12 protein-coding genes are annotated in these 13,050 nt (G+C 67.0%); 9 read left to right on the forward strand and 3 right to left on the reverse strand.

Annotated elements, in window-relative coordinates:
* The 8 genes from LT974_RS13980 to LT974_RS14015 all read left to right on the forward strand — a co-directional run bounded on the left by LT974_RS13980 (position 1) and on the right by LT974_RS14015 (position 7,049).
* Positions 1–588 carry a V-type ATP synthase subunit E gene (locus tag LT974_RS13980; protein ID WP_232588239.1) on the forward strand — a complete coding sequence of 196 codons (588 nt, stop codon included), beginning with the start codon at positions 1–3 and terminating at the stop codon, positions 586–588.
* The gene (locus LT974_RS13985; RefSeq protein ID WP_232588240.1) at positions 585–1,634 is read left to right on the forward strand and encodes a V-type ATP synthase subunit C; all 1,050 of its coding nucleotides are present in this window, start codon (positions 585–587) and stop codon (positions 1,632–1,634) included. Before LT974_RS13980 ends, LT974_RS13985 begins: the two co-directional genes overlap by 4 nt.
* Positions 1,631–1,972, forward strand: coding sequence for a V-type ATP synthase subunit F (locus LT974_RS13990; protein ID WP_232588241.1), 342 nt, complete (start codon positions 1,631–1,633; stop codon positions 1,970–1,972). Before LT974_RS13985 ends, LT974_RS13990 begins: the two co-directional genes overlap by 4 nt.
* On the forward strand, positions 1,969–3,720 hold the full coding sequence (locus LT974_RS13995) for an ATP synthase subunit A (RefSeq protein ID WP_232588242.1): 1,752 nt from the start codon (positions 1,969–1,971) through the stop codon (positions 3,718–3,720). Before LT974_RS13990 ends, LT974_RS13995 begins: the two co-directional genes overlap by 4 nt.
* Entirely contained in the window at positions 3,720–5,138 is a 1,419-nt protein-coding gene (locus LT974_RS14000; protein ID WP_232588243.1) for an ATP synthase subunit B, read from the forward strand. Before LT974_RS13995 ends, LT974_RS14000 begins: the two co-directional genes overlap by 1 nt.
* A 210-nt stretch (positions 5,139–5,348) precedes the next feature.
* Positions 5,349–6,029 carry a V-type ATP synthase subunit D gene (locus LT974_RS14005; RefSeq protein ID WP_232588244.1) on the forward strand — a complete coding sequence of 227 codons (681 nt, stop codon included), beginning with the start codon at positions 5,349–5,351 and terminating at the stop codon, positions 6,027–6,029.
* A gap of 47 nt (positions 6,030–6,076) precedes the next feature.
* Positions 6,077–6,469, forward strand: a complete 393-nt coding sequence (locus LT974_RS14010; RefSeq protein WP_232588245.1) for a DUF6276 family protein — start codon at positions 6,077–6,079, stop codon at positions 6,467–6,469.
* A gap of 103 nt (positions 6,470–6,572) precedes the next feature.
* Positions 6,573–7,049: a TRAM domain-containing protein gene (locus LT974_RS14015; protein ID WP_232588246.1), complete on the forward strand. Its 477-nt coding sequence runs from the start codon at positions 6,573–6,575 to the stop codon at positions 7,047–7,049.
* Here the strand turns inward: LT974_RS14015 and LT974_RS14020 are convergent.
* Entirely contained in the window at positions 7,046–9,115 is a 2,070-nt protein-coding gene (locus LT974_RS14020; RefSeq protein WP_232588247.1) for a hypothetical protein, read from the reverse strand. The genes LT974_RS14015 and LT974_RS14020 overlap by 4 nt on opposite strands.
* 90 nt (positions 9,116–9,205) lie before the next feature.
* On the reverse strand, positions 9,206–11,272 hold the full coding sequence (locus tag LT974_RS14025) for a hypothetical protein (protein WP_232588248.1): 2,067 nt from the start codon (positions 11,270–11,272) through the stop codon (positions 9,206–9,208).
* Positions 11,273–11,393: 121 nt separating this feature from the next.
* On the opposite strand from LT974_RS14025, the gene LT974_RS14030 reads away from it, so the two are divergent.
* Positions 11,394–11,867, forward strand: a complete 474-nt coding sequence (locus tag LT974_RS14030; RefSeq protein ID WP_232588249.1) for a Tfx family DNA-binding protein — start codon at positions 11,394–11,396, stop codon at positions 11,865–11,867.
* Between the two features lies 1 nt (position 11,868).
* Here the strand turns inward: LT974_RS14030 and LT974_RS14035 are convergent, their stop codons facing one another.
* Positions 11,869–12,864, reverse strand: coding sequence for a mannose-1-phosphate guanylyltransferase (locus LT974_RS14035; RefSeq protein ID WP_232590275.1), 996 nt, complete (start codon positions 12,862–12,864; stop codon positions 11,869–11,871).
* Positions 12,865–13,050 lie beyond the last annotated feature (186 nt).

Raw genomic sequence — 13,050 nt, forward strand, 5'->3', positions numbered from 1 at the left:
ATGAGCTTGGAAACAGTAGTTGAGGACATTCGAGACGAGGCCCGCGAGCGCGCGAAGGAGATTCGGAACGATGCCGAATCGCGCGCCGAGAAGATTGTCGCGGACGCCGAGGCCGACACCGACGAGATTCGCTCCGACGCGGAGGCGGAGGCCGAGCGTGAAATCGAGCGGGAGCGCGAGCAGCGCCTCTCCAGCGCGAAACTCGAGGCCAAGCAGATGCGCCTCGAAGCGCGCCGCGACGCCCTCGAGGCCGTCCGCGAAACCGCCGAGGAGGAAATCGCCGCCATCGACGGCGACGACCGCGAGGCCCTCACTCGCGCCCTTCTCGACGCTGCGGCCGACGAGTTCGACGATGACCCGAACGTCAGCGTCTACGGCCGCGCGGACGACGAGGACCTCATCTCGGACATCCTCGACGACTACGACGGTTACGAGTACGCCGGCGAGCACGACTGCCTCGGCGGCGTCGTTGTCGAGAGCGAGACGTCCCGGGTCCGCGTGAACAACACGTTCGACTCGGTCATCGACGACGTCTGGGAGAACAACCTGAAGGAAATCAGCGCGCGCCTCTTCGACGAGGAGCAATGAGCGTGTACGGGTCGGCAAACTACGAGTACGTGGTCGCCCGCGTCCGCCACCGCCGAGCCAGCCTGTTCAGCGACGACGAGTACCGGAAACTGCTCCGCATGGGCACGGGCGAAATCGCCCGGTTCATGGAGGAGACCCAGTACGAGGACGCGGTGAACGCGCTGGGCTCGCGGTTCAGCGGCGTCGACCTCGTCGAGCACGCGCTCAACGAGACGCTCGCTGACGACTTCCAGGACTTGCTGCGGTACAGCGAGGGCCGGCTCTACGAGCAGGTCGTCCGCTACCTCCGCAAGTTCGACGCGTGGAACGTCAAGACCGTACTGCGCGGGCTCTACTCCGGCGCGACCGACGAGGAGGTCCGCTCGGACCTCATCGACGCCGGCGAGTTCGAGGACGCGTTCCTCGACCGCCTGGTCGCCGCCGAGTCCATCGAGTCCGTCGTCGAGCTGCTCGACGGCACGCTGTTCGAGACGTATCTCGACAGCGCGTTCGAGGCCTACGAGGAGTCCGGTACGCTGGTCCCGCTGGAGAACGCGGTCGACCGCGCGTACTACGAGAACCTCGTGCCCGACGCCTCCGCGCGCGGCGAGGCCGCGCAGCTCTACCGGGAGTTCCTCGAAGCCGAAATCGACTTCCGGAACGTCCGGAACGCGCTGCGGCTGGCGCGGTCGGGTGCCGACGTCGACCCCGCCGAGTACTTCATCGACGGCGGCGCGCTGTTCGACCGGAAGGAGGTCGGCCAGCTCGTCGCGAACCGTTCGACGCTGGTCTCGCGCATCCAAGAGAGCAAGTACGGCGACGAGCTCTCGAAGGCGCTGGACGAACTGGAGGACGCGGAGAGCCTCATCGGCTTCGAGCACGCCCTCGACCGGGCGCTGCTGGAGTACTCCGACCACCTCTCGTACGTCTACCCGCTGTCGGTCTGTCCGGTGCTGGCGTACGTCCTCGCGAAGGAACGCGAAGTGGACAACATCCGCGCCATCGCTCGCGGCCGCGAAGCCGGCCTGAGCGAGGCGGAAATCGAAGAGGAGCTGGTCATCCTATGAGCCAGGAGATCGCAGTCGTCGGCAGCCCGGAGTTCACTACCGGGTTCCGGCTCGCGGGCGTCCGGAAGTTCGAGAACGTCCCGCAGGACGAGAAAGACGAAGCGCTCGACGACGCAGTCGAGTCGGTGCTGGCGGACGAGGACGTCGGCATCGCGGTGATGCACGACGACGACCTCGACGCGCTCTCGCGGCAGGTCCGCGAGGAAGTCGAGACGAGCGTAGAGCCGACGTTCGTGACCATCGGCGGCGGTGCCGCCGGCGGGAGCGGACTGCGCGACCAGATCAAGCGAGCCATCGGTATCGACCTGATGGCCGAAGAAGACGAATCCAACGAATGAGTCAAGCAGAAGAAATCACTGACTCCGGCGTAATCGAGAGCGTGAGCGGTCCGGTCGTGACCGCCACGGACCTCGACGCCCAGATGAACGACGTCGTCTACGTGGGCGACGAAGGCCTGATGGGCGAGGTCATCGAAATCGAAGGCGAAGTAACAACCATTCAGGTCTACGAGGAGACCTCGGGCATCAGCCCGGGTGGCCCCGTGGACAACACGGGCGAACCCCTCACCGTCGACCTGGGTCCCGGCATGCTGGACTCCATCTACGACGGCGTCCAGCGCCCGCTGGACGTCCTGCAGGGCGAGATGGGCGCGTTCCTCGACCGCGGTGTCGACGCGCCCGGCATCGACCTGGAGAAGGAGTGGTCGTTCGAGCCCGTCGTGGAGGAGGGCGACCACGTCGAGGCCGGTGACGTCCTCGGCACCGTCGACGAGACGGTCAGCATCGAGCACAAGGTGCTCGTGCCGCCGCGAAGCGACGGCGGCGAGGTCACCGACGTGAACGCCGGCGAGCACACGGTCGACGAGCCCGTCGCCGTGCTCGACAGCGGCGAGGAAATCGCGATGCGCCAGGAGTGGCCGGTTCGGCGTGCGCGTCCGTCCAAGGACAAGCACACGCCGCGGACGCCGCTCGTCACGGGCCAGCGGATTCAGGACGGCCTGTTCCCGCTCGCGAAGGGTGGGACCGCCGCGATTCCGGGGCCCTTTGGCTCCGGGAAGACGGTCACCCAGCAGCAGCTCGCCAAGTGGTCCGACGCGGACATCGTCGTCTACATCGGCTGCGGGGAGCGCGGCAACGAGATGACGGAAGTCATCGAGGACTTCCCGGAGCTGGAGGACCCCCAGACCGGGAACCCGCTGATGGCACGCACGTGCCTCATCGCGAACACGTCGAACATGCCGGTGGCGGCCCGCGAGTCCTGCATCTACACGGGCATCACCATCGCGGAGTACTACCGCGACATGGGCTACGACGTGGCGCTGATGGCCGACTCCACCTCGCGGTGGGCCGAGGCCATGCGCGAAATCTCCTCGCGGCTCGAGGAGATGCCGGGCGAGGAGGGGTACCCCGCGTACCTCGCCGCTCGCCTCGCACAGTTCTACGAGCGCGCGGGCCTCTACACCACCCTCAACGACGACGAGGGGTCGGTGTCCGTGGTCGGCGCGGTCAGCCCGCCGGGCGGCGACTTCTCCGAGCCGGTCACTCAGAACACGCTGCGCATCGTGAAGACGTTCTGGGCGCTGGACGCGGACCTCGCCGAGCGCCGGCACTTCCCCGCCATCAACTGGAACGAGTCGTACTCGCTGTACAAGGACCAGCTCGACGACTGGTGGCGCGAGAACGTCTCCGAGGACTTCCCGGAGGTCCGGCAGTGGGCCGTCGACGTCCTCGACGAGGAGACCGAACTGCAGGAAATCGTCCAGCTCGTCGGCAAGGACGCGCTGCCGGACGACCAGCAGCTCACCCTCGAAGTGGCGCGGTATCTCCGCGAGGCGTGGCTCCAGCAGAACGCGCTCCACGACGTCGACACCAACTGTGAGCCCGAGAAGACGTACAAGATGCTCACGGCCATCAAGACGTTCAACGACGCGGCCTTCGACGCGCTCGAAGCCGGCGTCCCGGTCGACGAGATTCAGAACGTCGACGCAGCGCCGCGCCTCAACCGCATGGGCGTTCAGGAAGATTGGGACGAGTACATCGAGGAGCTGAAAGACGACCTCACCGAGCAACTACGGGACCTCTACTAATGAAAGAGTACAAGACAATCTCGGAAGTCAGCGGCCCGCTGGTGTACGTCGACATCGACGAGCCGGTGGCCTACGACGAGATGGTGGAAATCGAGACGCCTGACGGCGAAGTCAAGCGCGGTCAGGTGCTCGAATCCAGCGACGAGTTCGTCGCGATTCAGGTGTTCGAGGGCACCGAGGGCATCGGGCAGGACGCCTCGGTGCGGTTCCTCGGCGAGACCCTGAAGATGCCCGTGACCGAAGACCTCCTCGGTCGCGTGCTCGACGGCTCCGGTCAGCCCATCGACGGCGGCCCGGACATCGTGCCCGAGGAACGCCGCGACATCGTCGGCGAAGCGATCAACCCCCACGCACGGGAGTACCCCGAGGAGTTCATCCAGACGGGCGTCTCGGGCATCGACGGCATGAACACGCTCGTGCGCGGCCAGAAGCTCCCCATCTTCTCGGCGTCCGGGCTGCCCCACAGCGACCTCGCGCTCCAGATTGCGCGACAGGCGTCCGTCCCCGAGGAGGAGGAAAGCGAGGAGGGCGGCAGCGAGTTCGCCGTCGTCTTCGGTGCGATGGGTATCACCGCCGAGGAGGCCAACGAGTTCATGGAGGACTTCGAGCGCACCGGCGCGCTCGAACGCAGCGTCGTCTTCATGAACCTCGCGGACGACCCCGCCGTCGAGCGGACGGTCACGCCGCGGATGGCGCTCACCACGGCGGAATACCTCGCCTTCGAGAAGGACTACCACGTCCTCGTCATCCTGACGGACATGACCAACTACTGCGAGGCGCTCCGCGAAATCGGTGCGGCCCGCGAGGAAGTCCCCGGACGCCGTGGCTACCCCGGGTACATGTACACGGACCTCGCGCAGCTGTACGAGCGCGCCGGCCGCATCGAGGGCCGGGAGGGGTCGGTCACCCAGATTCCCATCCTCACGATGCCCGGCGACGACGACACCCACCCGATTCCGGACCTCACGGGGTACATCACCGAGGGCCAGATCATGATGGACCGCGACCTGAACAGTCAGGGCGTGACGCCGCCCGTGAACGTCCTCCCGAGCCTCAGCCGGCTGATGGACGACGGTATCGGCGAGGGCCTCACGCGCGAGGACCACGGCGACGTCTCCGACCAGCTGTACGCGGCGTACGCGGAAGGTGAGGACCTCCGCGACCTCGTGAACATCGTCGGCCGCGAGGCGCTCAGCGACCGCGACAACCTCTACCTGGACTTCGCGGACCGCTTCGAGGCGGAGTTCGTCGACCAGGGCTTCGACACGAACCGCAGCGTCGAGGAGACGCTGGACCTCGGCTGGGAGCTGCTCAGCCTCTTCCCGAAAGAGGAGCTCAACCGCGTCGACGAGGAGCTCATCGAGCAGTACTACGTCGAGGGCGAGGCCGCGGCCGAAGAGGCTGCGGCCGCCGACTAACCGCCGCGCTCGCGGCGTTTCGTCCACGATTTTTTGCGGCTCCGCGCGAACGACCAGGCACGCGTGCACGCTTCTCACCACCCTGCTACCGACCGCACGCCGCGCGGAGTCTCCGGTTCACGGATGGACCGCACACGAGCGGCGGTCGCTGGCGGCGGCGACTGAAAACGTTTACCTCCCTCCGTCCAGAAGTTGCCGCCAAGAGAGCACATGGCCCAGGACATCAAACCGACCCGGAAGAATCTCATGGAGATCGAGGACCGCATCGAACTCTCCGAGCGGGGCCACGACACGCTCGAACAGAAGCGCGACGGCCTCATTATGGAGTTCATGGACATCCTCGACCAGGCACAGGACGTCCGCAAAGACCTCGAAGCCGATTATGAGACCGCCCAGAAGAAAATCAACATGGCGCGCGCGATGGAGGGCGACATGTCGGTCCGTGGCGCGGCGGCGGCCCTCGAAGAACACCCCGAGATCACGGTCGAGTCCCGGAACATCATGGGCGTCGTCGTCCCGCAGATCGAGTCCTCGAAGGTCCGCAAGAGCCTCGACGAGCGCGGCTACGGCATCCTCGGCACGAGCGCGCGCATCGACGAGGCCGCGGAAGCCTACGAGGAACTCCTGGAGTCCATCGTGCTCGCGGCGGAAGTCGAGACCGCGATGAAGAAGATGCTCACGGAGATCGAGACCACCAAGCGCCGCGTGAACGCCCTGGAATTCAAGCTCCTCCCCGAACTGTACGAGGGCCAGGAGTACATCGAGCAGAAGCTCGAAGAGCAGGAGCGCGAGGAGATCTTCCGCATGAAGAAGGTCAAAGCGAAAAAAGAAGAAGACGAGGAAGAGGAGGAGGAAGCCGCGCAGGCCGCCGAGGAAGCGCTGGCGGACTGACCGGCCTCGTCCACGCCGGCTAAGTACCGGCCCAACCTCGTCCGGGTATGAGCTGTCCGAACTGCGGCGGCGACGAACTCTCTTTTCCCGTGCCCGACGCCGTCAGCGACTACCTCCCCGACGAGCGGCCAGCGGCGACGCTGTGCACGAACTGCCTACAGGTGTCGCCGGCCGACGAGGCCCCCGACGAGTATCCGGACTTCACACGGGTCAGCGACGCGTTCCCCGCGGCCGGTGAGACCGGAGCAGTCCTCGCGTGTCTACTCGCGCTGCTCGACCGACTGGTCGTCTATCGCAGCGACGCCGAGCAGGTCGCCACCGAGGCCGAGCGGCGCGGCGTCGACGTGTTGCTCGTGCTCGACCGGCTCGCCGCCGACGACGGCCTCGACCCCCACCTCGACCTCGCCCGGCGACGCCGCCAACTCGAACAACTCATCTAGCGCCGGGGCCGACCGCTGCCGGCGAGCGCCGGGGCGCTGACGCCGCTCCGGGACAGCGACGGCGTGCCGCAAGGGTTTAGCCGGCCGGCCAGTAACTCCCTGTATGGCAGACTGTCCACTCGCCGACGAATGCCCCAGTTTCCAGGAGCAAATCGAAGGGATGGGGTGTCAACACTACGGCGACCGCGGCGGGATGGAGTGGTGCAACCACTACAACCAGCCCATCAACGACCTGAAGACCGCGCCCGTAGTGCCCGGCGAGGAGGTCGTGCTGGAAGTCGACGACATGCACGAGAGCGGTGCCGGCGTCGGCCGGCAGGAGGAGAGCGGCTTCATCGTGATGGTCGATGGCGTGCTGCCGCCGGCCCGCGTGAAAGCCGAGATTACGAAAGTGAAGTCGAACTACGCCCGCGCCGACCTCGTCGAGAAGCTCCCCGACGAGCCCGAAAGCGAGGAGGACGAAGAAGCCGAAGCACGCGAGGAAGACGGCGAGGAAGCCGAGAGCGAGGAGGACGAAGAAGCGGAAGAAGAGGCTGAGAGCGAGCGGCTCGGCAGCCGCGAGAACTTCTGGGGCAACTAGCGGAACTGCTCGACCGAGAGGTCGTCGGTGAGGCGGACAGTCCCGTCGACGAGCACCGGGATACCCGAGTCTGCGAAGAACTCGTCTAGTGCCGACTGCGGGAGCGTCGTCTCCCGGACCGACGCGTCGTAGACGGCCGAGGACGTGTCCGTGTGCGAGTACGCCGACATCCCGCCGATGCCGCTCTTTCTGTGTGGGTAGTGATGGAGGGACACTGGCCACGCCCCGGACGCTGCCCGGACGGCGTCGGTGTCGAATTCGTGGAGAATGGAGACGTTGGAGTGGCTCTGTCGAACGTTGCTCTGCCCGTCGCCGAGAATCGTGTACCGGTCGGCCGGCGTGCCGGCGAGTTCGAGCGCGTCGAGAATCCCGTACAGCGGGAACCCAACGCCGAGGAGAGTCGCCGCCATTTCGCCGACCGACCGCGCGTCGTCGTCGGCCACATCGTCCACCGTGACGAAGCCACCGGCAGCGCCGGCAGTCAACAGCGCACGGCCCTGCTCGTAGGAGCGACAACCGTTCAGGAAGAACGCTTTCACGCCCGTTCGCGCCAGCGTTCTGGTGTCCAGCGCCCCGTCCGGACACATCATCCCCGAGTCCGTGACGTGGCCCACGAAGTGGAAGTAGTCCACGTCCTCGTACAGCGCCTCGCGTAGCTCCGCCGTCGACAGGTCGTGGGACACCCGCACGTCCGTCTCCCGGTACGGGTGCGAGTCGAACAGGGAGACGTCGCCCTGCTGGAGTCGGGCGTCGTTGAACACGACGTGCACGTCGAGCGCGCCGTCGTCAGCCGACGCCGAGAGGTCCCGTCGGAACGACCCCACCGTCGGGTTCGACGCCCGGACCGCGTGCCCGGGTGCGACCCACGAGTGGCCGGGCGTCCCGGCGTCCTCTGGCACGACCACGGAGCGCAGCGTCGGCGCTGCCGTGCTCGCGGACCGTGCGAGCGCGCCGTCCGTGGACTGGAGTGCATTCGGGGACGGCGTCAGGTCGGCCTCCGAGGCGAGCCGCGGTGGACTCCGAACCAGCGCCAGGTCGTCGAGTAAGTACGGGAGCACCGGTGCGTACGCCGAGTCCGCTTCGACGTCTGCCGTGTAGTGCCAGTCGAACAATCCTTCCGTCGCCGACCGCGGAATCTCGAGGTACTCGGCCGTGCGCTCGGCCAGCGGCAGCTCGAACAGCCGCTGGTAATCCAACTCCACGCGCTCCTCCAACGCCGTGACGACTGTCGTCCGGAACGGGTAGACGCCAGCTGTCCGCACCGCACAGTCCAGCGTGAACACGTGCTCCAGTATCGACCGCACGCTCTCGGTGAGGGCGTCGACGCAGAGGTCGCGGCTGCGACCGGCCGCGACGATTCGTGGCCGCGACCCCGGTTCGACGGTGGCACCGAGATAGTACACCAGCGGCGCCACCGTGTAGATAGCGCCATACTCCGGCGGTACCTCGATGCGCACCCCGGTTTGTGGTGCCGCGACCTCTGGTGGAATATCCAGCGTATCTCCTCGCTCGATGGCCGGCGGATGGCCCCGTAGCGTCGGCCACGACCGGTCCGGCGAGTGCGTCTTCAACGCCGACCCGAACGTCGACACCGCAGCCATCAAATCTCGCGGGTCCTCCGTCGTCGTCACCGTCCCCGCCGGCGTCTCGTGGTGCGACCGAATCCCGAGCACCACCCGCGTCGCGGCCTCCGTCTCGAGAACCGACCGACCGTCGTCGAAGCGAGTGGTCGGCGCGGCGTCCTCGACGCGCACGTAGAGCTTCGCGTCGGGCGGCGAGAAGTCGACCTCGTAGGTGCCCTGCGGCAGTCGCTCGGTGGGCGCCCCAGATTCGGTGCGGTGGATGGCTTCACCGTCGCGCCAGAAAATCACGTTGGCGAACGTCGGCATGCGGAGTTCGCGCGCTTCGACGGCGACCGCAGTATCGACGGGCATCGTGAAGCCGTCAGTCGACGCGGGCGTCGGGTCGACGGCCCGGTCCGTGTACAGCGGGAACTGTTCGCCCTCGACAGTGTCCCGTACGCAGATTCCGTGCTCCTCGTCGAGCACGTCGACGTGGAACGTCACGCGTCGCGGCCCCCGCTGGCGGCCGCTTTCCAGTACATATCCGGACATAGGATGTTTCGAGTAAAAACATTCGGCCCGCGGGACGGCGCTTCACTCGAAGTCCGCCATCGTCAGGGTCGGCGTGTACCGGAGCTCGCCGTCGAGCAGCACGGGTGCTGGGGAGGAATCGAGTAGCCGTTCGAGTTCCGAGTGCGAGATGGGGTCGCGACGAACGCCGCCGTTGGCGATGACTCCGTCGACAGCGGTGTACGTAGGAGCGACGAACGTACCCATCCCGTTCTCGTCGTAGGGATACTGTTGGATACTCACGGAGTAGGTGTCGGAATCGGTGTCGAACTCGTCCGTGTCGAAGGCGTACATCGAGGGGGTCCCACTGGCCCCACGACGGAACGCGAGCGTCCCGCTGCCGAGAATCGAGTAGCGGTCGGTCGGCATTCCAATACGACCGAGTACGTCCAAAACCGCGTACAGCGGGAACCCGCTGTCCAACAGCAACGAGATGTCGTGACCGACCCGACCCGCCACGTCGTCAGCCACGTCGTCCACCGTGACGATGCCACCGACGCTCCCAGCCGTCAACAGCGCACGCCCCTGTTCGTAGGAGCGACACCCGTTCAAGAAGAATGCACCGACACCGGTTCTCGCCAACGTCCGCGTGTCCAAGGTTCCGTTCGGGCACACCATCCCTTCGTCTGTGACGTGCCCCACGAAATGCAGGAAGTCAGTCTCCTCGTACAACGCTTCCCGCAACTCTGACGTGGTCAACGAGTGCGACACTTGGACGTTCGTCTCCGCTGTCTGGTGGGTGTCGTAGGCCGTCTCGTCGCTCGCGTCCAAGCGTGCGTCGTTGTACACGACGTGTACGTCTAATGCGCCGTCACCCTGCGGCCACTCGAATCCACGCCGGAACGACCCAACTGTCGGGTTCGCCGCGCTCGGCGAAAAGTCGTCAGCGATCCACGAGTGCCCCGGTGTCCCCATGTCCGCCGGGGCGACAGCCGAAAGCGGTTCCGACGTGGCGTCGGCGGCCGAACGAGCAAGCGCACCGTCACTCTCCCGCAGCGCGTTCGGGGAAGGCGTCAGGTCGACCTGCCCGGACTGCTGTGGTGGACTCCGCACAACCGCGAGTTCGTCTACCAAGTACGGGAGTGCCGGCGCGTACGCGGGATCCGCCGCCACGTCCGCCGTGTAGTGCCACTCCAAAATTCCCGCCGTCGCTGACCGCGGAACCTCGAGGTACTCGGCCGTCCGCTCGGCCAGCGGCAATTCGAACAGCCGCTCGTACTCTAATTCGACTCGTGCCTCCAACGCGTCGACAGCAGTCGTCCGAAACGGATAGACGCCGGCCACTCGAATGATGCAGTCCAGCGTAAATACGTGCTCCAAGACCGACCGCACGTTCCCTGCCAAGTCGTCCGCGTCCAAATCGTAGCTCCGGCCCTCTGCAATCACTCGCGGCCGGTTCCCCGGTTCGACGCTTGCACCGAGATAGTACGCTAGTGGCGACACCGTGTAGATGGCACCGTACTCCGGCGGCACCTCGACGCGAATCCCCGTATCTGGTAACGCAACCTCCTCGGGAATGTCGAGCTCGTCGCCCCGTCGAATCGCTGGCGGATGCCCCCGCAGCGTCGGCCACGACCGATCCGGTGAGTGCGTCTTCAACGCCGACCCGAACGTCGACACCGCAGCCATCAAATCCCGCGGATCGTCCGTCGTCGTCACCGTCCCCGCTGGCGTTTCGTGGTGCGACCGAATCCCGACGACGACGCGACTCGGGGCACCGAGGTCGAGGTAGGTGTGGTCGTCGACGAACTCTGCGGTCGGTTCCGCGTCCTCAACGCGCACGTACAACTTCACAGCAGGGCGTGAGAAGTCGACTTCGTACATTCCGCGGGGGAGCCGCGGCGCGTCGTCGCGCGTGGCCCGATGAACGACCGCTCCGTCCTGCCAGAAGATGGGAAGCACGAACGTCGACGCGTGAAGTTCGCCGGCGTCGATGGCGACCGCGGTGTCGACGGGCATCGTGAACCCGTCCGTGCTCGCGGGTTCCAGATTCGATTCGCGGTCCGTCCGTAGCGCTACCGCTTCGCCCTCGGACGTGTCACGAACGTGAATCCCGTGCTCGTCGTCGAGTGCGTTGACGTGAATCGTCACGCCCGACGACCCCGGCCCGCTGCCGGCCCTCGATGCATGGTGGTACTGAGGTGCCACCGCCTAAAAGGATTCTGGGGAGCCGTCCACGGGGTTTTTGCGTTCCGGCGGCGTCGGTCCACGCATGGACGAGGGGGTTCCGGACGCCGACGAGGTGTTGGCCAGCGCCGGCTTCGACGCCGACGAGAGCGTGCTGACGCGGCGGCAGGCGGAGGTGCTGGCGCTGCGCGAGCGCAGCGCGTCGCAGGCCGCCATCGCCGACCAGCTCGGGACGTCCCGCGCGAACATCTCGAAGGTGGAGGCGAGCGCGCGGGAGAACGTCGCGAAGTCCCGAGAGACGGTGGCGTTCGCGGAGGCGCTGCAAGCGCCGGTGCGCGTGGAAATCGACGCCGGCACGGACCTCTACGACGTGCCGGACATGGTGTACGCGGCCTGCGACGACGCGAACGTGAAGGTGTCGCTGTCCGCGCCCGAAGTGATGAAGCGCGTCAGCGACGCCGCCGGGTCCGCCGTTCAGGGTCGTGGCGTGCACGCGCCGCTGTTGGTGTCGGTGACCAGCGACGGCGACCTCCAAGTGCGGGAGGGCGACGACGAGTAACTCAGAACCGGTCGTTCTCGCGGAGTTCCGCGACGACCTCGCGGACGCGCTGGGCGTCGTCGGTGGGCACGACGAGCACGCGGTCGTCGAACGCCGCGACGACGAGGTCGTCCGCGCCAACCACGGAGACGTGTTTGTCGTCGCTCGCGAGGACGTTCCCCGACGCGTCGATGGCGAGTGTGTCGCCCAGCGTCGCGTTCGTCTCGTCGGCGAGGCGTAGCAGCGCGTCCCACGCCCCGACGTCGTCCCACGCGAAGTCCGCCGGGACGACCCGCACGTCGTCAGCGCGTTCCAAGACGGCGTAGTCAACGCTCACCGGGTCGGTTTCGTCGAACGCGCCAGCGACGTCACTCCCAGTTTCGAGCGCGTCCACGACCGCTTCGAGCGGGCCGCCGCGGGCGGCGTAGAGGAAGGCGTCGGGCGTCCACGCGAACATCCCCGCGTTCCAGTAGCAGCCAGCGTCGAGGAGTGCCTCGGCGGTTTCCTCGGCGGGTTTCTCGCGGAACTGGTCGACCGCGTAGTGGTCGGCGTAGTCGATTCCCGGTTGAATGTAGCCGTAGCCCGTAGCGGGGCGGTCCGGCTCGATGCCGAGCGTGACGAGCGCGTCCGTGCGGGCTGCCACGTCGACGGCGGTCTCGGCCGTGGCACGAAAGCCGTCGCCGACGACGTGGTCGCTGGGCAGGCAGAGGAGCACGGCGTCGGGGTGGCGCTCGCGGACCTCGCTGGCGGCGTACGCGAGCGCCGGGCCGGTGTCGCGGCCCACGGGTTCGACCAGAACGGTGGCCTCGGGGACGACGTCGCGGACGCGGTCGGCGTACGAGTCGCGCGTGACGACGAACAGTTCGTCCGCGAAGCCGGCGCGGTCGGCAGTCCGGCGGAGGAGGCTACGGTCGTCGTCGCCGAGCGCGAGGAACTGCTTGGGGCGGTGGCTGCGGCTCGCCGGGTAGAGCCGCGTGCCGGTGCTGCCAGCGAGCAGGACGGCGGCCGTAGTCACCACGCGGAACCACCGCGGTTCGCGGGCGGCGTCTCGTCGCGGGTGTCGGGCGAGCAGTGCATCGAGTCGGGCTTGCACGGCTCGCGTTATAGGCCTGTCCGCGGCTCCGATCTCCACTTTCACCGCGGTTGCGACAATTTAAATACGGTAGCGCACCAACCCCGATACGTCTCCCACCGAAAACACGCG

The sequence above is a fragment of the Halobacterium noricense genome (assembly GCF_021233435.1).
In the GTDB taxonomy this organism is placed as follows: domain Archaea; phylum Halobacteriota; class Halobacteria; order Halobacteriales; family Halobacteriaceae; genus Halobacterium; species Halobacterium noricense.

Coding starts and splice junctions, on each gene's coding strand:
- LT974_RS13980 (WP_232588239.1), top strand. CDS start 1: ATGAGCTTGGAAACAGTAGTTGAGGACATTCGAGACGAGGCCCGCGAG.
- LT974_RS13985 (WP_232588240.1), top strand. CDS start 585: ATGAGCGTGTACGGGTCGGCAAACTACGAGTACGTGGTCGCCCGCGTC.
- LT974_RS13990 (WP_232588241.1), top strand. CDS start 1,631: ATGAGCCAGGAGATCGCAGTCGTCGGCAGCCCGGAGTTCACTACCGGG.
- LT974_RS13995 (WP_232588242.1), top strand. CDS start 1,969: ATGAGTCAAGCAGAAGAAATCACTGACTCCGGCGTAATCGAGAGCGTG.
- LT974_RS14000 (WP_232588243.1), top strand. CDS start 3,720: ATGAAAGAGTACAAGACAATCTCGGAAGTCAGCGGCCCGCTGGTGTAC.
- LT974_RS14005 (WP_232588244.1), top strand. CDS start 5,349: ATGGCCCAGGACATCAAACCGACCCGGAAGAATCTCATGGAGATCGAG.
- LT974_RS14010 (WP_232588245.1), top strand. CDS start 6,077: ATGAGCTGTCCGAACTGCGGCGGCGACGAACTCTCTTTTCCCGTGCCC.
- LT974_RS14015 (WP_232588246.1), top strand. CDS start 6,573: ATGGCAGACTGTCCACTCGCCGACGAATGCCCCAGTTTCCAGGAGCAA.
- LT974_RS14030 (WP_232588249.1), top strand. CDS start 11,394: ATGGACGAGGGGGTTCCGGACGCCGACGAGGTGTTGGCCAGCGCCGGC.